We start from the raw sequence: 17,564 nt of genomic DNA, 5'->3' as shown, positions 1-17,564 counted from the left end.
TCAGTCACGAGATGATTGGAACCTGAGCGGGTCTGAGGTAAATTTTGAATAATTCCAGCGTCGTCCATCTGAGCCAGTCACAAAGATCCAGCCACAAAGATAGGGAGAGCCGCCGATGAGCAGTAACCAAAATAACGAGCAAACTCCCACCACACCCCTGTTGGCAAACCAGTTGGCCAATACTGCCACCACCCGCATGCGGAATTGGGGTACAGTCACCGCCCTAGAAGAAGGCAAGTGCTACCGCATCAATCGGATTGAGCTACAGCCAGGGCACCACATCAGCACCCAAATGCACTACCACCGCAGCGAGCACTGGATCGTGGTTTCTGGGACGGCCAAGGTAATCTGTGACGGCCAAGAAAAAATTCTGATTGAAAAGCAATCCACTTATGTGCCGATGTGCATGCCGCACCGAGTTGAGAATCCAGGCGTGATTCCGCTGGTGATGATTGAAGTGCAAAACGGCGAATATCTTGGAGAAGACGACATTATCCGCTTTGGGGATGCCGAAGAAGGATAAACGGTAGCAATCATCAGGCTTCTAGCGATTTGTTAGACTGAAACCAATAGGCTTGTCAGTCAACTTTCTGTAAGGACGCCCGCAGATGACGTTATCGATGCCTCCAAAGACTTTGTTGCTCTCTAAAGAATTACCCACCCTCCAATACAACTCCACCCGCGATCGCTTTGACGAAACCTGGCAAGCTCCCCTCTCCACACTGTTAGGGCTAGGACGAGCAGCGGGTGCTGATTTTATCGAATTTTTCTTGGAGCGCACCAACTACATCAGTTGCTTGGCAGAAGATGATGGCATTAGCAGCATTGCGCCTCGCTTATCGACAGGTGCAGGCGTGCGGGTGTTTCATGGCAAGTCGGACTGCTACGTCAGCACTAACGACCTGACTTTTTCTGGCCTCAAATCTGCTCTGGAAAAAGGCTTGTCGATCCTCGGTTTACACCTGCCTGCCCCCAGTGCTTTTGTCCCCGAAATTAACCTGGAACTGCTGCGCGACTACGCCACCAAAAAAGGCAAAGAAGCTTGGCTCGGTGGTTGCAGCTCCATGAGAGAGATGGGCGACATTCTCTTAGCTGCCAATGCTCAACTGCAAACCAAAGCTACTCACGTCCAGTCTCGACGGGCCGCTTACTTCCGCGATTGGCAAGAAGTGTTAGTTGCAGCTAGTGACGGCACTTTCGCGCGAGACATCCGCCTGACCCAATCCGTTGGTTACAGCTTGCTCTGTGCGGATGGTGCCAATCGTTCCTCCATTAGTCAGCGGGTGGGAGACACCAGCAACCCTGACTTCCTCCGAGGTTGGGACTATGCAGCGACCGCTGAAGATGTCGCAGAATCCGCAGGCAAGATGCTCTACGCCGACTATGTAGAATCGGGCACCTACCCGATCATTATGGCGAACAAGTTTGGCGGCGTGATCTTCCACGAAGCTTGCGGCCACTTGCTAGAGACCACTCAGATTGAGCGAAAGACCACGCCCTTTATCGACAAAAAAGGCGAGAAGATTGCCCACGAAAGCTTAACCGCCTGGGATGAAGGTCTGTCTACCGATGAGTTCGGCACCATCGATATGGACGACGAAGGCATGCCCGCTCAACAGACGCTGTTGATTGAAAATGGCATCCTGAAGAACTTCTTGAGCGATCGCACAGGTTCTATCCGCACCGGACATCCCCGCACAGGCAGCGGTCGTCGCCAAAGCTATACTCACGCGGCAGCATCCCGAATGCGGAACACTTACATCGCCCCTGGTGAGCACTCCGTTGAAGATCTATTTGCCTCGATCGACAAAGGGATCTACTGCAAGAAGATGGGCGGCGGTAGCGTCGGCCCTACCGGACAATTTAACTTCTCGGTGGATGAAGCCTACCTGATCGAAAACGGCAAAGTCACCAAGCCTCTCAAAGGCGCAACTCTGATCGGTGAAGCCAAGGAAATCATGAACAAGATCTCCATGTGCTCTCAAGATTTAGGCTTGGCAGCAGGCTTCTGCGGTTCGGTCAGTGGCAGCATCTACGTCACCGTCGGCCAACCCCACATCAAGGTGGATTCGATCACCGTCGGTGGACGTTAGGGGGTCCCCTGAAGACCTAATCCCCAGCCGCTTCCCCTCGGAGGGAAGGGGAGCCAAATTCAAAGCCCCTCGCCTCGCCTCGCAGGAGAGGGGTTTGGGGAGAGGTCTACTAAGACTCAATACAAGGTTTTTACAAAGACATACGTTAGCCAGTAAGACTGCAATATGCCGAATATTCAAGAATTATCGACTTACGCCAAAGAAAGTGCCACAAAACTTGGTATCCAAAAATTTGATATTTATGGTTCCTCAGTGGATGAAACCAGCGCTCAGGTAGACCAGGGAGAACCGAAGCAGGTTAAGGCATCGAATCGTTCTAGTGTCACGGTGCGGGTGTGGAATGAAGAACACCGAGTGGGAATTACCTCTACCACGGATGTTGATCCGGCGGGTGTGGACTTGGCGCTGAAAACCGCTTACGAAGCTAGTTTCTTTGGCGCTAAAGAGCATGTGCCTGACTTTAGCCCTGAAGCGACCGCTCCAATTCCCGAAACCTCTCACGAGAAGACTCCCCAAGCTCCAGTTTCAACGCTGATTGAGACGTTAGTGAAGGCGGAAAAAGAATTACTGGAGGCCCATCCGGCGATCGCTGGCGTTCCTTACAACGGCATGGCGCAACGCGATTTCGATCGCTTCTATCTCAATAGTGAGGGAGCGCAGCGGTACGAAGGTGGCTCCTATGCCTCGGTGTATCTCTACAGCAAAACTGAGGAAGAAGGCAAAAAGCCGCGTAGTGCTGGGGCCTTCAGGGTTGGTTATGGTTTCCCAGAGCTAGATGTGCAAGCTTGCGTGCAGGAAGCTGCCGAGAAAACTATCAGCCACCTGAACTACAACAAAATTCAGTCGGGCAAATATTTGGTGGCGTTCTCTCCAGAAGCGTTTTTGAGCTTGTTAGGAGCGTTCTCCAACCTGTACAACGCCCAAAGTATCCTCGACAAACAAAGTCTTTCTACTCCCGAATCTCTGGGAACACAGATTGCTTCGCCTCTACTTTCCGTCTGTGATGACCCACATCATCCCGGCAATATTGGCGCGGAGATGTTTGATGGCGAAGGCACCCCAACTCGCAAAGTCCCGCTGATTACCGAGGGTGTATTGAGCGGCTTTCTCCACAGTGCGGGAACTGCCAAGCGAATGAACGCGCAGCCGACAGGCAATGCCAATATGGGCGCAAAAATCACTGTGGGGCCGCACTACTACCATGTTGCTCCAGGTCAGGCAGTAGACACAACTTATAGTCTCGATACCGCTGAAAATGTGGTTTTGATTGACGATTTGCAAGCCCTCCATGCAGGAGTACAATCCTTGCAAGGCTCATTCTCACTACCATTCGACGGTTGGGTTGTGAACAAAGGCGATCGCGTCAGTGTGGAATCAGCCACCGTAGCGGGAGACTTCTTGGAACTGCTCAAGGCGATCGCTTATGTGGAGCCAGAAGCCGAAGTGACTCCCGGTGGGGTCTCTCCTCGGATTTGGGTCGATGGTCTCGCGATTACTGGCGAATAGCCATAACCCTTGAGGGCGGAGCGTTCGTATAAAAACACAGGTTGGCTGATGAGCCTGTTTACGAATGCTTCGCCCTGACAAACAGCCAGATCCCTGCCCCCGGCATGGAACTCTAAGCGGACTGGCTCTCAACAAGTTGATTGTCTTGGCGTAGACAAGCTTGGATGAAGAAATCTAGCTCGCCATTCATCACATCTGCGATCGCCGTAGTCTCCACCCCAGTTCGCAGATCCTTCACCAATTGGTAGGGATGGAAGACATAGTTACGAATTTGGTTGCCCCAAGCGGCTTCCACCATATCTCCCCGGATGTCGGCAATTTCCTTGGCTCGTTGCTCTTGAGCAATAATCAGCAATTTTGCCTTCAAGATTACCAGGGCTTTTTCTTTGTTTTGGAGCTGCGATCGCTCCTGCGTACAGCGCACTGCAATGCCCGTAGGAATGTGGGTAATCCGAACCGCTGTTTCTACTTTGTTGACGTTTTGCCCTCCCTTACCCCCCGCACGCGAGGTCGTAATTTCCAGGTCTTTCTCTGGAATCTCTAGGTTTACAGAGTTGTCAATCATCGGCATCACTTCTACACCAGCAAAACTGGTTTGCCGCTTGTCATTGGCATTAAAGGGAGAAATACGAACGAGGCGATGGGTCCCCTTCTCGACTTTGAGGTAGCCGTAGGCGTATTTGCCATCCACTTCTAGCGTGACTGACTTAATCCCCGCTTCATCTCCTTCCGAGATTTCTGCCAGATGTACTTTATAGCCGTGGTCTTCGCCCCAACGGGTATACATCCTTAACAGCATTTCAGCCCAGTCTTGAGCATCCGTACCTCCAGCCCCCGCATTGATTGTCAAGACTGCCCCTTTAGAGTCGTAGGGTCCAGAGAGCAGCTGTTGTAGCTCCCACTGATCGAGTTCGCGGCTCAGTTGGGAAACATTATTCTGGGCCTCTTGCAGTAAGGCTTCATCTGCCTCTAACTCCAGCAACTCCAAGATAGCCCTAGTATCTTCCAAGCTAGTTTTCCACTGTCCTAGCTGATCTAAATGAGATTTAAGGTCATTTAACTCTTGCAGGGTTTTTTGCGCCTGAGTTTGGTCATCCCAAAAGTCTGACTGGGCCGCAATTTGTTCTAAATCTTGAATTTTGGCATTTAAGGCTGGAACGTCAAAGATAGTCCTGGGTTTTACCCAGGCGCTCAGACAACGTTTCAACTTCGCGTTTAATCTCTAGTGCATCCATAGACAGTAACTATTAGCTCCTAAGCCACAAAAGGTTGCATAGTTCATCTTAGCGAGAGTCAGCGATCGCATTCATCGTTTAGCTCTGATTCCACTCCACTATGCCCTAATCCCTATGATGCTAAAAAAAGCTGCGGCCCGAAAGACCACAGCTCTGCATAATTTTAGACAATTGATTTTGCCAGTGCTCTCAGAAGTACCGCGGTCTTAATCGCGGCTGTTGATCGCAATTAGCAATCTCAGAATGAAAACAAACAAGTTGATGTAGGTCAGATACATCGACAAAGCTGCGGGCAAATACTGATCATCCCGATAGGTGCGGGGTAAAACATAGAAGTCTACAACCGCCACCCCAGCGAACAGCAACACGCCAAGGCCAGAAATAGCGATTTCGAGCCAAGTCGGCGTATAGATACCGAAGAAGCTACAAAGCAGCTGCCCCACTAAAACTACCAGCAGGGCGATAACGCCAAGGCGGACAGTTTGAGCTAAGGCCATGCCATCCTGCTCAGACAAGTTGGAGCCAATTTGCCGAGCCGCGATGAAGGTAACCCCACAGCCCAGCGCCGCAAAGCCCATGCCAGGCAAACCAACGCCAGGTGTCCCTAAGGCTACCGCTACCAACCCAGTCAAGGTATAACCTGACAACAAGCTATAGGTTGCTAGTAGTGGCAAGGCAACACCATTCTGCCCCCTCTCTGCAACTCCACTCGCAACGAAAAATAGAATCAGCTCCAGGATCAGAGCGCCCCAAAAGGTCGGGAAGAAGAGACCTGGATTGGCACTGAAGACCTGTAAGCCCCCATAAGTACCTAGCGCTGTTAAGAGCAACCCTGCCCCTAGGTAAGGCAGAGCATTAGCAATGACATTGGGACCAATTAACGCTTGCGTCTTGGCCTCACGAATGGCATTGCGGAAGTTACTGGTATTGCTCATAAGACTTCCTTGTTATCCACCAACAATAGAGCCCAACTACGCCCATTGTGACGTAAATCTTGCTTTCCCGCAGTTCCTCAGCTTTCAAAGTTAAAAATTTTCTTTGAAGGAAATTAGAAGCAGCTGTACCACAGACTGGGAAAGGAACACCCTCAAATTTGCGGGGTGACACTTACGTATTTCCGCCGACACCCTCCGGAGCACCCCAAAGGAGTACCGTGAAACAACGATAGTTCGACTGGGCTGCTGTAGGGAGAATGAGTTCAACTCTGATGCAAGGCTCTGTGTGATGACTACTCAATCTTCTCCCCGCTCTCAAGTCATGGAACTCCTGGTTGCTTACCACCAGAACCCCTCCGTCTCTCGTCGCAACCAACTCGTCCGCCTTAACGCTGGACTCGTGCGGAAGATTGCTCACCAAGTCAGCCATCAGTGTGCAGAACCCTACGAAGACCTGGAGCAAATCGGCCACCTCGGTCTCATCCGCGCCATCGAGCGCTTCAACCCCTCCCAAGGTTGTGCCTTCAGCTCCTTCGCCGTTCCCTACATTCGCGGTGAAATGCTCCACTTCCTCCGCGATCGCGGCAACACGGTAAAGATTCCCCGTCGCTGGCAAGACTTGCAGAAGGAAGGCCAGAAGGTAAGAGAAGCGTTGATGAAAGAGTTGGGACGGCAACCCCAGGACGCAGAAGTCGCCACTGAGCTAGGCGTCTCGGTCAACGAGTGGAGAGAAATCAAACTCGCAGGCAAGAATCGCTCCTTGTTGAGCTTAGACGCGACTGTTTCGCAGCAAGTAGACTCAACCGTAACATTGGGCGACATGCTCCCCGATGCCCACTACCAAACCTTGCAGTTACTCGAAGAAGACCGTCAGCAGTTGCAGAGAGCGCTGAGCCAGCTAGAAGACAAGACAAGAGCGGCGATCGAGCTTGTTTACTTCAGCGACTTGTCCCGCAAAGAAGTGGCAGAGCGGATTGAAGTCAGCCCGATGACAGTGACCCGCCGCATTCAGAGAGGCATCCAGCAGATGGTGGCCTATCTCCAGCCTCAAGAATTACAAAGCGATCCTTAACTTCAGGACTTAGTAAAAGCAGGTCAAGCTCCAATATTCATCGCAGCTAATTTTCTCGTCTTCTAGCAGGGTGCCTAGCACATCTAATAAAGCTTGAATTGCGACTTCGCGATCGATAAAATGACGTCCTGCTACCAAGGCAGCCGCAAAGCTGTTATAGGTCTCTCCTTCATTCATGCCACCCGGTACACTGGGGTGATGGGCATCGAACCTGAAGGAATCACCATAAGGGATGACCTCAAGGAGCCAGCCATGATAAGGCATCCGGTTCGGCTCGCTCTTCAACATCATAATCGTCTCCAGCAATCTCGTTATTCAGTACCAGGTGTTCAGCCGTCAATTTTGGCTGATGGTGTCATTATTCCCACCTGAACTGCCAGAAGAACCAGTCAAACCTAGAGTTGAACCTAGATTGCTAAACCTACAGGAATAGGCTAGTCTGTGAACAAAAAAGGTGGAGAGAACTTTGCTACATCGTTTCGCATTACCACTTCTTGCACTTCTAGCAACGAGTCCAAGTTATGTAATCGCGCAACCCAGTTCCCCATCTAACGTTGCTAAATCTTCCTCACTCACTACTACGTTGCCTGCTAATGTTGCGGGTGTAGTATTTGTCAACACCAATACTGAGACTTGGACCACACTGACACAGTTTCAGTTGTTTTCCCAAGCTGGACCTTTTCTAGCCGGACTGCCCGCTCTTTTTCTAGGTCTAGACTTAACCACAGATGTACAGCCTTGGCTAGGTGAGCGAGTGGCGATCGCTCTCATGCCCTTTACGGGTTCAGAAAAGAATTCCGACGATCGCTTAGAAAATAGCTCGGAACTTCTTAACGCAAACCATGCGCTTTTGCTAGCCCCAGTTAAAGACACTCAGCTTTTGAATGCTTTTTTGACAAAGCTCAAGGCATCTCGAAGCCAACCTCCGATCGAGCGTCAATATAAAGGAGTTACCGTTTGGGAGTGGCCTGCGGAAAAGCCAGCGCAGTGCGACAGTGCCTCACCAAACCAGCCAGGCTGCGAGTCAGCTCCAGAAACTGAATTAGAGCCTGAAACCACACCTCAAGCACCCTCTGAAGAAGAAATTCAGCCGACTGAACCAACGACTCAGACTTCGATAGGCAAGCCACAGGCATTTTCCAAACTCAAAGCTGTCGGTTCTACGCCTACTTTACCTTTACCTCCCATTCCCGGAGGGGGACTCTCGATTCCCTCCATTCCTAGCCCTCAGGCAGGTTTAGCGATCGCTGTCTTGCCTGGTTACTTGGTGACAGCTACCACTCCAGCCCCGATCGAACAATTAATTGATGCCCGCCGCAGCAAGAGCCCAGCGCTAGCAACGAATCCGCAGTTTCAGCGCACAATGCAGCATCCCCAGTTTCAGCGATCGCTGCTGGTAGCTTACGGCAACATCGCCGAGATTGCTCGCTTCCCTCAACCCCAATTTCCGATTCCCACAACGCCTCCCCCTGAAGAACCTACTTCTCCCCAGCCGCAAACTTCTCTGCCTCGTAAATTAAAAGCAGCTTCTCAGCCACCCAGCCCAGTGCCAATGGAAAGCCTGACGGTTGGTCTGGAACGCTTAGCCCAAGATTACAGCACCGTTGATGGCTATGTATGGTTGCAGCCAGAAGGCATTCACACCCAAATTAGTAGCTACTACAAAACGCCACAACCCACCAAGGCTGATGTTTTGACTCCCAATGCCGAGCAGATTCTAACGCGGATGCCAGGGGCCACTTATCTCGCCAGCACTAGCCGGAATCTCAAGCAGCAATGGCAATCCTTCGTAGATATTACTCAAGCGGAACCAACCCTACAACCAGCTTTACAACTCATTCGCGATGGAATTCGGACCTTTAGTGGTTTGGATTTGGAACGCGATTGGTTGCCCTGGATGGATGGGGAATATGCAGCGTTTTTGTTCCCCGACAATCAAGGCCCCTTCAGCCGCCTCTATCCCAACTTGGACCTGGGCTTGGGTTTGGTGATGCAAACCAGCGATCGCCCTGCCGCTGAAGCTGCCCTGACAAAGTTTGACCAGTTCATCAAATCGCAATCCGGTGGAGCTTTGAACATTGCCACCCGGGGCATTCAAGGCCAACCCGTCACCAGTTGGGAATTTGTAGAAGCAGGCGATCGCCAAAGTTTCTTCGCCCATAGTTGGGTGGATCAAGATACGTTAGTGGTCACAACTGGGCTCGGTCCCATGAAGGCACTCAACCCTAAACCGTACCTACCGCTTAACCAAAATCGCACCTTCAAAACCGCTACTGACTCTTTTTCACGTCCCAATCAAGGCTACTTTTATACGAACATGGGAGCTTCCCTGTCGTTTATCTACGGCCTATTTCAGCCTTATAGCAACGCCCCAGAGATGAGAGAAGTCAAGCGCTGGCTCGGCACAGTTTATAGCATTAGTGCTTCTAATTCTGCTACACCAGAAAAGCAACAGTTTGATAGTCTACTCGTTCTGGCACCAACCAGAAAGCCATAGCAGCGCCCATTGTCATGCTTAGTCAGATTAAAGAGATCGCTCATACCCTTGCCCCACGTTTAATTGAAATTCGTCGCCATCTGCACAGTCATCCAGAACTAAGCGGCCAGGAATATCAAACGGCTGCTTATGTAGCGGGTGTCCTTTCCTCCTGCGGGTTGCATGTGCAAGAAGCAGTAGGCAAAGTTGGAGTCGTAGGTGAACTGCCAAATCAAGGCACCGACCCACGGTTGCTCGCGATCCGGACAGATATGGATGCCCTGCCAATCCAGGAGCGAACTGGTCTAGAATTTGCTTCGCGACAGCCTGGGATTATGCACGCCTGCGGCCATGATATCCACACCACGGTGGGTTTGGGTACAGCCATGGTGTTATCCCAACTCAACGGCGCTTTACCAGGCCCGGTGCGTTTTCTGTTCCAGCCCGCCGAAGAAATTGCCCAAGGGGCAGGTTGGATGGTAGCAGATGGCGTCATGGATCAAGTCACAGCGATTTTATCCGTTCATGTCTTTCCGTCGATTCCCGCTGGTTCTGTCGGCATCCGCTATGGAGCCCTGACTGCGGCGGCTGATGATTTAGAAATTTTGATTGTGGGTGAGTCGGGTCATGGGGCGCGCCCCCACGAAGCGATCGATGCGGTTTGGATTGCGGCTCAAGTCGTGACTAACTTGCAACAAGCCATTAGCCGTACCCAAAATCCCCTCCGTCCCGTGGTTTTGACGTTTGGGCAGATTAATGGGGGACGGGCTCCTAATGTGATTGCTGACCAAGTGCGTCTTCAAGGAACTGTGCGATCGCTCCATCCTGAAACTCGCAGCAATCTGCCCGAATGGATTGAGCAAATTGTCGCCAATGTTTGCCAAACCTATGGTGCCAAATACGAGCTGCACTATCGTCGGGGAGTGCCTTCAGTCCAGAATGATCCAGCCTTGACCCAGTTGCTAGAAGCAGCGGCTCATGAAGCTTGGGGGAGCGATCGCGTACAGATTTTACTAGAGCCTTCTTTAGGCTCCGAAGATTTCTCTCTTTATTTAGAACATGCTCCTGGCAGCATGTTTCGCTTGGGTGTGGGCTATCCCGATAAATTCAATTACCCATTACATCATCCTCAATTTGAGGTGGATGAGTCGGCAATTCTAACCGGAGTTGTTACTCTGGCCCACGCTGTTTACAAGTACTGGCAACGAGAGCATCGTTAGGACGGAACGGTCTTGGTCAACACTCCGACCATACTCACCCCAACTCAACCAACCTCAATCAACCGAGCATTCTGCCCTACGAGAGATCAACTAGGAGAAAAGCTTAGCTAAATTGGCTGGTAAGGCAGAACTGAGAAGAATTAAATTCATGGCTTCACCTACACCTTTAAAGGGTACAGATCTGATTGACTGTGCTAAAGCCAATGCCAAACAAGGAGTTGAAACTGCTGCTCATCTCTGTGGCTATGGCAGTGATTTGAATACATTTGAGCGGGAATTGCACCAAGCCTGTCAAGACATTGGGGTTAACATTAACGAGCTCAGCGATCTGATTACAGATCAACAACAGCTAATCCAGTTTGCAGGCACTGAGGTCGCCCCTGATAGTCCCTCATCTTTATAAAGTACTAGGCTGTCTGATTTAGGTCTTGCAACAACCCTGCTCTAGTAAATTGAGCACGATTGTAGGGGTACCTCTGGTAGGTGCCCTTTTGCATTGAGTAGGGTCAAGATAGGTTCCTTGCAATTCTCTACTTAGGGCGCTGATAGAGAAATCTATAATAAAGGTCAATACAAAGAAGCAACCTTTATGAGCACCTGCTGTGAAAAAACGGGTAACTCTGACCTTTCCTAAACGTTCTGTGCAAATGCCTGTCACTTACCGGCTGGCCAAAGACTTTAATGTTGCCGCTAATATTATTCGCGCTCAGGTTGCCCCTAATCAGATTGGCAAGCTCGTTGTGGAGTTGTCTGGGGATATTGATCAGTTGGATGCAGCCATTGACTGGATGCGATCGCAAGATATTGGAGTTTCCTTAGCAAGTCGAGAACTGCTGATTGACGAAGATGTTTGTGTGCATTGTGGTCTCTGCACTGGCATTTGTCCCACCGAAGCCTTGACTCTCGATCCGCAATCTTTCCGACTTACTTTCACGCGATCGCGCTGCATTGTTTGCGAGCAGTGCATTCCAACGTGCCCAGTTCAAGCGATCTCAACTAATCTGTAAACTAAATGGATGGCAATAAATCGCGTGAATGGCATTGCTGAAAAAACTTCCTTGGCTCTCTCTAGCACTTTTAGTAGTTGCCTACTGTACATGGGGCTGGTTCCTTTACCCATCCCGCAGTTCGGGGTTTGATTGGTTGTTTGCTGCTGCCTTCGCCATCATTGTGGCAGGATTACTGACCGCGCCTGAAAAAAGCCTGCGATCGCGATTTTTCACTTGGTCTGTTTCTAGCATTGGTAGATTTATCCTAGTGCTTTGCGGCTCCGCGCTAACAGCCGTAGTTCTCTACATGGCTAATGTTTTTGTTCATATTTTAGTTACAATTTCTGCTTGTATGTTGGCAAGGCTAGACTTACAAACTGCCGGATTCAAGCAGTTAACCGCCTTCTGGGTCTTATCAGCATTTTCTCTAGTTGGCTTGGGATTGGGCTGGACCTTCCACTATTTCGCGTAAAGTCAAGCAATAGAGCAAGAAAAAAGCAGCCCTTGTAGGCTGCTGGTGTGGTGTGTGAGGAGTAGTTAGCTCTAGATTAAGGGAGTTCGATGGCAACTGCAATTCAGTTACAGTTTTCGATACAATCGCCTGAAACGCCTACAGCTTAAACTTTTCAAAAATTTTGCCTCACAAAACTCTCTCCAGTCACCGGATGGACAATGTAGAAAGCGTCACACGGTACCCCAAGATTAGAGTTGAATTTAACGACACTATGAAAAGCGCTTAACTGTCCTCTTGCCCTACAGCATTCTACGCAGTGGGGCAATTTTGTTTTTAAAGTAGATTGTCAGGTTCCTAGCTGAACCGGATCACACATGAGATAAACTCAGGGGAGTTTGGCATGCGATCGCATGTCACTGAGTTGACAGAGGAGTGAAGTCAATGAAAAGCAGCCTGGATCGAGGCTTAGCGACTCCCAGCATCATTTACACTCCGCTTGTGCGCTGGAGCATCATCAGCCTACTAACGGCTAGCTCAGTCGGCACCTTCGCATGGATGGCTGAAGCACAAGAAGCTGCCAACCAAGCGCCAACTGGTAGTACATTAACTAGAACTCCAGGTAGTTTGATTAATCGAGCGACCTTAAAACTAGGCACTCAAGGTCGAGACGTTTCTGAGCTACAGGCAACTTTAAGGTTATTGGGCTTCTACGCTGGGGCAGTAGACGGCTTTTATCGCGAAAGTACTGCGATCGCGGTCTCTCGCTTTCAAACAGCGGCAGGACTTCCTGCGGATGGCATCGTTGGGCCTGCCACCTGGGATCAACTCTTTCCACCTCCCGCTAACCTGCGTTCGTTTAGCACTAACACTACCAACACTACCTCTGCGGCCAATCTTTCCGCTACTACCAACTCTGCTGCGGCCTTTCCCACTCCTAATATCACTAATTCCAGCAACCCAAATCCTGATCGCTCCCCAGCTCTAGCTACTACCAGTCTCAGCAACTCAAACCCCAATAGGGACTTAGCAGGTAGTAATAGTTCTGCGAGGTCAGTTGTCCCTTCGAGCTCCACTGAACCTGAAGCCTCTACGGTAGAGTTACCAGTTTTAAGATTAGGCATGCAAGGCTCCGCAGTTTCTAGACTGCAAGAGCGCTTACAAGCCGCCGGATTTTTTCAAGGAGCCATAGATGGTGCCTTTGGGCCAGAGACCCAAAGTGCAGTTCAAGCAGCTCAGCGCCAGTATCAATTAGAAGCAGATGGTATCGTTGGGCCTGCAACTTGGAGTGCCTTGCTGCGTTAGCTAGTTTTTACTCAAAAGAAACTTGAGCTTTGAAAAAGTAGAGTAACTTTTGTTTCCTACTCTTTCAGCGATCGCGCTATAAAAATCTTCTTTAAAAAGTTAAATAAGCAAGTCAGCCTGGAGGTAGAGCAAATAATCCACTCTTCCGATAGAACTGTTTGTTATTGCAAACCAAGTATCTTTTGTATACAGAGCTCACGTAGAGCTAGTACAAAATACAGACTCAAAAACTTTAGAAGTCATTATTGAAATCTACTGACTTTAAAGTTCACCCATTAGGTTCTAGTAGTCTCTAGCGATTCAAATATTTCTTTGCTCTTTTTCTAAAAACCTTTGTTTTGAAAGCGTTCTGGCAATAAAAATGTACAACAGAGATAACCGCGAAACCCACAATTCAGAAGTTCGTCAAGAGACTTATCAAGACGCTCAAGGAAATACTCATACTCGTGTCACTCGCAACGCTGACACCGTTAATACCCGTACACCCACGACAGACGAGGTGTCTTATCGCGATGGCTACGTAAGCGGTCAGGTCACCGAACGGGAATTGCGAGACGGAAATCAAATTGCTCGTGATAACGACAATGCAGCTCGTGGGCTCCTGATCGGCATTATTCTGACCTCTTTGTTGGGGTTAGTTCTTGGTACACTATTTTTCTTGAATCAACGACGCGAAACTCCTGCGCCTGTAGCACCCATTATTGTGCCGAATCGCTCAGTTGCTCCAGCGGCCAAGCCATCACCTAGCCCGGTGACCAAAACCGAAACTCGAATCATCGAGAGAGACAGAGTGGTACCTGTTCCTCAGCCACAGGCTCCAGCACCTCAAGCACCCGCACCCGCTCCAGCTCCAGCACCTACAGTGAACGTAGCACCCGCTCCCGCTCCTGACGTAAATATCACAGTGCCCAGCAATCCTGCGCCTGCGCCTACTCAGCCTCAAACTGAAAATGACGCAACATCTACTCAGGGCAGCAGTGGCAGTACAACTGATACCGCACCTAGCACCAACGATCTGAATACGGGAGCTCAGTCAGATACTGCACCGACTCCAGAGGGCACAAGTACAACTGGCAATGACACAACTAGCACTGGTGACACCTCTGGAACCACTAACCGTTAATTAGCAAAGCTGAATTTCAACGACTAAATTAGTCTAATTTTCCGTAGGTCTAGTGAATATTTACTAGACCTACGATTATTTTTGAAGGTAATAATTATTCGGAGTGAGACCCAACGGCTTCAGCTTGATAACGAATGTTAGCTTGTTTCAATCGTTGCAAGGCTTCACCTAGGCGATCGCAATCCGCAATTAAGCTAATGCGCACATACCCTTCACCGCCAGGACCAAAGGCATTACCTGGGGTCACAACCACACCTGTTTGTTGCAGTACCGACAGAGCAAAGTCAGTCGAGTTTTGCCCTGGTGGACAAGGTACCCAGAGATACATGGTGGCGCGAGTCTTCGGAATGCTCCAACCCAGCTCTTCCAATCCTTGGATCAAGAAATCTCGACGGGTGCGGTAGCGAGCTTGAACTTCGTGCAAGTAAACATCGGGCAGTTGCAAGGCAGTTTCAGCCGCAGATTGTAAGGCCGCAAAGATGCCGTAATCCAGATTGGTTTTTAGCGTTCGCAGTCCTTGAATAATATGGCGATTGCCCACCACAAACCCTACACGCCAACCCGCCATATTATAGGTTTTGGACATGGTGTGGAACTCTACCCCAATGTCCTTAGCCCCTGGAATCTCTAGCAAACTGGTGGGCTGATAACCATCAAAAGCGAGCTCCGCATAGCAAAGATCATGGATCAGCAGAATTTCATGCTTGCGGGCAAAAGCGACAATATCTTCAAAGAACTCACGGGGGGCTGTGGCCGCCGTTGGATTACTGGGGTAGTTGAAGTAAAGAATTTTAGCTTGCTTGGCTACATCATCTGGAATTGCAGCCAAATCGATTAGCCAATCATTTTCTGGCTTCAAGATCAGGTTGTGAATCTTACCCCCAGCAATGAGCGGTCCCCGGAAATGAGCTGGATAAGCGGGGCTGGGAACTAAAACAACATCACCGGGATTGACATAGGCAATCGCCAAGTGAGCCAAGCCTTCTTTGGAACCCAGTAATGGCAAAGCTTCTCCATCAGGGTCGAGGCTGACGCCATAACGACGGTGGTACCAACTGGTGATGGCGCGACGAAAACTGGCAGTGCCTTCAAAAGGCGGATAACCGTGATTGGCTGGGTTTTGTAGAGCTGCGATCGCTGCATCTACGACAGGTTGCGGTGTAGGGCCATCTGGGTTGCCCATTCCCAAGTCAATCAAGTCTAAGCCCTGTTCGCGAGCGTGAGCTTTCAACTCATCTAAGCGGGCAAATACATAGGGAGGGAGCGCCCGCAGACGTTCGGCAGGGGTAATCCAATCCAGTTCCATTCCTTACACCTCGTTGCTGGTTGCCTGAGTCAGAGTGGTACGACTGACTTCAACCGGAGCCGTTGTCGAAACCATAGCTGCCATAAGTTGTGCAGGCACAACCGAGAATGGCAAACGGTGAATGTCCGAGCCTTGAGCACAGGCTACTTCAGCAGCATGTTGTAAATCTGCCAGCGAAATCTGCTCTAAACCCAGATCTCCTAAAGTTTGGGGCAAGCCGATTTCAGCATAGAACTTTAAGAGCTGCTGTCGTGCCGTTGCTGCCAATTGATTCCCTTGCAGCATTTCTTCCAGGCGTAGTTGCACCAGAATGCCATAAGCCACCTTCTCTCCGTGCAAAGCATCGTGACTTGCTAACAGATGGGTGAGGCCATTATGCACCGCGTGAGCTGCCACCGTACGGCATTGGGCTCCACCCAGACCACCAATCACCCCCGCCAACAACACGGAAGCATCTACCACTTCCCGCCAAGCGTCACCCCCTGGTTCTTGCAAAGCGGCTACGGATTTTTGAAACAGAATGTCGCGCAAAACGCGAGCCTGCTGCACTGCGGCAATCATTAACGTTTGGTCGGAGTGACCGCTGCTGACAGAAGCCTCGTACCATTTCGCCAAGGCATCACCAATACCTGCGACCAAAGTCCGCTGATCAGCCGTCCGAACCAAGCTATAGTCAAGCACCAACAAATCTGGACAGCGGGGTAAGCCTACGTCGTACAGAAAGGCTCCTTGGTCGGAATAGACATTGGAGAGGGCTGTCCAAGCCGCACAAGTGGCTGCTGAAGTGGGCACAGTCACAATTGGCAACTGGGACTGATGAGCAATCAATTTAGCCGCATCTAAAGCTTTACCACCCCCAACACCGATAATCACATCGGCTTGGTGAGTCGCAACTGCTTCCCGGAGTTCTGCTAGTCCTGCTTCGCTGCAATCCAAACCATAAGCAGCTTGAGCGAATGACAATTTTTCCTGTTGCAACACGGGTTCTAACCAAGGTTGCACCACCGCTAAGGTACGATCGCCCCCTACAATTAAAGGCCGCTGTCCTAAGCGACCAATTGCCTCCCCTACTTGAGCCAACGCTTGCTCGCCTCGAATCACTTGAGCGGGCGCAACCATCAGCGAGAGCAGCGCAGTCGTGGTTTTAGTTTGGGTTGATGATGAATCCGGTACTGAGGGATAAGGCATAGGGCACGATCGCGAGGTCGTTGACATTTACGTAGGGTAAGGACAACTTTACTACTATTTCTAGGCTAGTTTGCACTGAAACTAAGGCGTAAAGATCACTCAGTTTCTAACGAACCAATTGCAGTTTTAGGATGGGCGAGATGCAGTCTCTCCTTGAGGCAAACGAGCGAAATTCTGAGCATAAATTTTGATGGCTATATCGCTGTCTTCCCGCTCCCTGAGCGATCGCTTGGCTTCACCTAGATAGAGAGGCACTGACTGACCCACTTCTGGGTGAATCACAGTGCGAGCGCGAATGGTGAGTTGCTCGTCGGCTCCGCCTAAGCGACCAAAAGAGAACAAATCAGAGGCCGCTTGGCGCAGCGTAGCATCTAGCTCAGATTGGGTAATTTTGGGTGAAACCGAGATCACAGCCTGGCTCGCTCCAGAATCATAAATTAGAGAGAAATGCGTAGCACCCGGAATGATGGTATGGGTCAGAGGCACCAAACCGAGAGCAAAAAAGCCAACGGTTAGAACCCCCATAAAGCCTGTGACTCCTACAAAGCGGAACCGCACGCCCCACTGGAACACAAACATTAAGACTGTTAAGGCAGCGCAAACTAAGGTCAGAATGCCTGACCACTTAGTAGCAATTAAAAAATCAGCAGTTGTAGGCATGACGG

The 17,564-nt window shown here is 50.3% G+C and carries 17 protein-coding genes; 11 read left to right on the top strand and 6 right to left on the bottom strand.

All coding sequences use genetic code 11. The features are described from left to right. Positions 1-115: 115 nt before the first annotated feature. From NDA01_RS02855 to NDA01_RS02845, 3 genes are all read left to right on the top strand, one after another. Positions 116-523, top strand: a complete 408-nt coding sequence (locus NDA01_RS02855; protein ID WP_190433610.1) for a phosphomannose isomerase type II C-terminal cupin domain — start codon at positions 116-118, stop codon at positions 521-523. Between the two features lie 85 nt (positions 524-608). Then, entirely contained in the window at positions 609-2,093 is a 1,485-nt protein-coding gene (locus NDA01_RS02850; protein ID WP_431193297.1) for a TldD/PmbA family protein, read from the top strand. A gap of 165 nt (positions 2,094-2,258) precedes the next feature. Then, the gene (locus NDA01_RS02845) at positions 2,259-3,599 is read left to right on the top strand and encodes a TldD/PmbA family protein (protein WP_348226788.1); all 1,341 of its coding nucleotides are present in this window, start codon (positions 2,259-2,261) and stop codon (positions 3,597-3,599) included. A 112-nt stretch (positions 3,600-3,711) separates the two neighbouring features. Here the strand turns inward: NDA01_RS02845 and prfB are convergent. Together prfB and NDA01_RS02835 are read right to left on the bottom strand one after the other, a co-directional pair. Then, positions 3,712-4,834 (bottom strand): peptide chain release factor 2 gene (prfB, locus tag NDA01_RS02840; protein ID WP_348226787.1). Its coding sequence is split into 2 segments (ribosomal slippage): positions 3,712-4,761 and positions 4,763-4,834, totalling 1,122 coding nucleotides; the frame shifts between segments, so codons are not numbered across the junction. Positions 4,835-5,040: 206 nt separating this feature from the next. After that, positions 5,041-5,769, bottom strand: coding sequence for a Bax inhibitor-1/YccA family protein (locus tag NDA01_RS02835; RefSeq protein WP_190554973.1), 729 nt, complete (start codon positions 5,767-5,769; stop codon positions 5,041-5,043). A gap of 289 nt (positions 5,770-6,058) precedes the next feature. Here NDA01_RS02835 and NDA01_RS02830 point away from each other — a divergent pair, with 289 nt between their 5' ends. After that, positions 6,059-6,841: an RNA polymerase sigma factor SigF gene (locus tag NDA01_RS02830; protein ID WP_348226786.1), complete on the top strand. Its 783-nt coding sequence runs from the start codon at positions 6,059-6,061 to the stop codon at positions 6,839-6,841. Positions 6,842-6,850: 9 nt separating this feature from the next. Here the strand turns inward: NDA01_RS02830 and NDA01_RS02825 are convergent, their stop codons facing one another. Continuing rightward, complete coding sequence (locus tag NDA01_RS02825) at positions 6,851-7,132, bottom strand: hypothetical protein (RefSeq protein WP_190433622.1); 282 nt, start codon at positions 7,130-7,132, stop codon at positions 6,851-6,853. Positions 7,133-7,307: 175 nt separating this feature from the next. On the opposite strand from NDA01_RS02825, the gene NDA01_RS02820 reads away from it, so the two are divergent. The 7 genes from NDA01_RS02820 to NDA01_RS02790 all read left to right on the top strand — a co-directional run bounded on the left by NDA01_RS02820 (position 7,308) and on the right by NDA01_RS02790 (position 14,405). After that, positions 7,308-9,338, top strand: a complete 2,031-nt coding sequence (locus tag NDA01_RS02820) for a DUF3352 domain-containing protein (protein WP_348226785.1) — start codon at positions 7,308-7,310, stop codon at positions 9,336-9,338. A 14-nt stretch (positions 9,339-9,352) separates the two neighbouring features. Beyond that, a complete protein-coding gene (locus tag NDA01_RS02815) occupies positions 9,353-10,537 on the top strand; it encodes a M20 family metallopeptidase (protein ID WP_190433626.1) in 1,185 nt (394 codons plus the stop codon). A gap of 148 nt (positions 10,538-10,685) precedes the next feature. Then, a complete protein-coding gene (locus tag NDA01_RS02810; protein WP_190555522.1) occupies positions 10,686-10,940 on the top strand; it encodes a hypothetical protein in 255 nt (84 codons plus the stop codon). A gap of 199 nt (positions 10,941-11,139) precedes the next feature. Then, the gene (locus NDA01_RS02805) at positions 11,140-11,544 is read left to right on the top strand and encodes an NIL domain-containing protein (RefSeq protein ID WP_190433629.1); all 405 of its coding nucleotides are present in this window, start codon (positions 11,140-11,142) and stop codon (positions 11,542-11,544) included. 28 nt (positions 11,545-11,572) lie between these two features. Beyond that, positions 11,573-11,998, top strand: a complete 426-nt coding sequence (locus NDA01_RS02800; RefSeq protein WP_190433631.1) for a hypothetical protein — start codon at positions 11,573-11,575, stop codon at positions 11,996-11,998. Positions 11,999-12,421: 423 nt separating this feature from the next. Next, complete coding sequence (locus tag NDA01_RS02795) at positions 12,422-13,282, top strand: peptidoglycan-binding domain-containing protein (protein WP_348226784.1); 861 nt, start codon at positions 12,422-12,424, stop codon at positions 13,280-13,282. A gap of 361 nt (positions 13,283-13,643) precedes the next feature. Further along, positions 13,644-14,405 (top strand): hypothetical protein, encoded by a 762-nt coding sequence (locus NDA01_RS02790; RefSeq protein WP_348226783.1) that lies wholly within the window; start codon positions 13,644-13,646, stop codon positions 14,403-14,405. Positions 14,406-14,499: 94 nt separating this feature from the next. On the opposite strand, the gene NDA01_RS02785 is transcribed toward NDA01_RS02790, so the two are convergent. The 3 genes from NDA01_RS02785 to NDA01_RS02775 all read right to left on the bottom strand — a co-directional run bounded on the left by NDA01_RS02785 (position 14,500) and on the right by NDA01_RS02775 (position 17,559). Next, a complete protein-coding gene (locus NDA01_RS02785; RefSeq protein ID WP_348226782.1) occupies positions 14,500-15,711 on the bottom strand; it encodes an aspartate aminotransferase in 1,212 nt (403 codons plus the stop codon). A 3-nt stretch (positions 15,712-15,714) separates the two neighbouring features. Further along, a complete protein-coding gene (locus tag NDA01_RS02780) occupies positions 15,715-16,899 on the bottom strand; it encodes an iron-containing alcohol dehydrogenase family protein (RefSeq protein WP_348226781.1) in 1,185 nt (394 codons plus the stop codon). A 126-nt stretch (positions 16,900-17,025) separates the two neighbouring features. After that, the gene (locus NDA01_RS02775; protein ID WP_348226780.1) at positions 17,026-17,559 is read right to left on the bottom strand and encodes a Ycf51 family protein; all 534 of its coding nucleotides are present in this window, start codon (positions 17,557-17,559) and stop codon (positions 17,026-17,028) included. Between the last annotated feature and the right edge of the window lie 5 nt (positions 17,560-17,564).

The sequence above is a fragment of the Trichocoleus desertorum AS-A10 genome (assembly GCF_039962155.1).
Taxonomy (GTDB): Bacteria; Cyanobacteriota; Cyanobacteriia; order FACHB-46; family FACHB-46; genus Trichocoleus.
This window is presented reverse-complemented; position numbering and strand designations above follow the sequence as displayed.

What these genes read in the sequence shown, in the direction of transcription:
- NDA01_RS02855 (WP_190433610.1), top strand. Translation starts at nt 116, where the DNA reads ATGAGCAGTAACCAAAATAACGAGCAAACTCCCACCACACCCCTGTTG.
- NDA01_RS02850 (WP_431193297.1), top strand. Translation starts at nt 609, where the DNA reads ATGACGTTATCGATGCCTCCAAAGACTTTGTTGCTCTCTAAAGAATTA.
- NDA01_RS02845 (WP_348226788.1), top strand. Translation starts at nt 2,259, where the DNA reads ATGCCGAATATTCAAGAATTATCGACTTACGCCAAAGAAAGTGCCACA.
- NDA01_RS02835 (WP_190554973.1), bottom strand. Translation starts at nt 5,769, where the DNA reads ATGAGCAATACCAGTAACTTCCGCAATGCCATTCGTGAGGCCAAGACG.
- NDA01_RS02830 (WP_348226786.1), top strand. Translation starts at nt 6,059, where the DNA reads ATGACTACTCAATCTTCTCCCCGCTCTCAAGTCATGGAACTCCTGGTT.
- NDA01_RS02825 (WP_190433622.1), bottom strand. Translation starts at nt 7,132, where the DNA reads ATGATGTTGAAGAGCGAGCCGAACCGGATGCCTTATCATGGCTGGCTC.
- NDA01_RS02815 (WP_190433626.1), top strand. Translation starts at nt 9,353, where the DNA reads ATGCTTAGTCAGATTAAAGAGATCGCTCATACCCTTGCCCCACGTTTA.
- NDA01_RS02810 (WP_190555522.1), top strand. Translation starts at nt 10,686, where the DNA reads ATGGCTTCACCTACACCTTTAAAGGGTACAGATCTGATTGACTGTGCT.
- NDA01_RS02800 (WP_190433631.1), top strand. Translation starts at nt 11,573, where the DNA reads ATGGCATTGCTGAAAAAACTTCCTTGGCTCTCTCTAGCACTTTTAGTA.
- NDA01_RS02795 (WP_348226784.1), top strand. Translation starts at nt 12,422, where the DNA reads ATGAAAAGCAGCCTGGATCGAGGCTTAGCGACTCCCAGCATCATTTAC.
- NDA01_RS02790 (WP_348226783.1), top strand. Translation starts at nt 13,644, where the DNA reads ATGTACAACAGAGATAACCGCGAAACCCACAATTCAGAAGTTCGTCAA.
- NDA01_RS02785 (WP_348226782.1), bottom strand. Translation starts at nt 15,711, where the DNA reads ATGGAACTGGATTGGATTACCCCTGCCGAACGTCTGCGGGCGCTCCCT.
- NDA01_RS02780 (WP_348226781.1), bottom strand. Translation starts at nt 16,899, where the DNA reads ATGCCTTATCCCTCAGTACCGGATTCATCATCAACCCAAACTAAAACC.
- NDA01_RS02775 (WP_348226780.1), bottom strand. Translation starts at nt 17,559, where the DNA reads ATGCCTACAACTGCTGATTTTTTAATTGCTACTAAGTGGTCAGGCATT.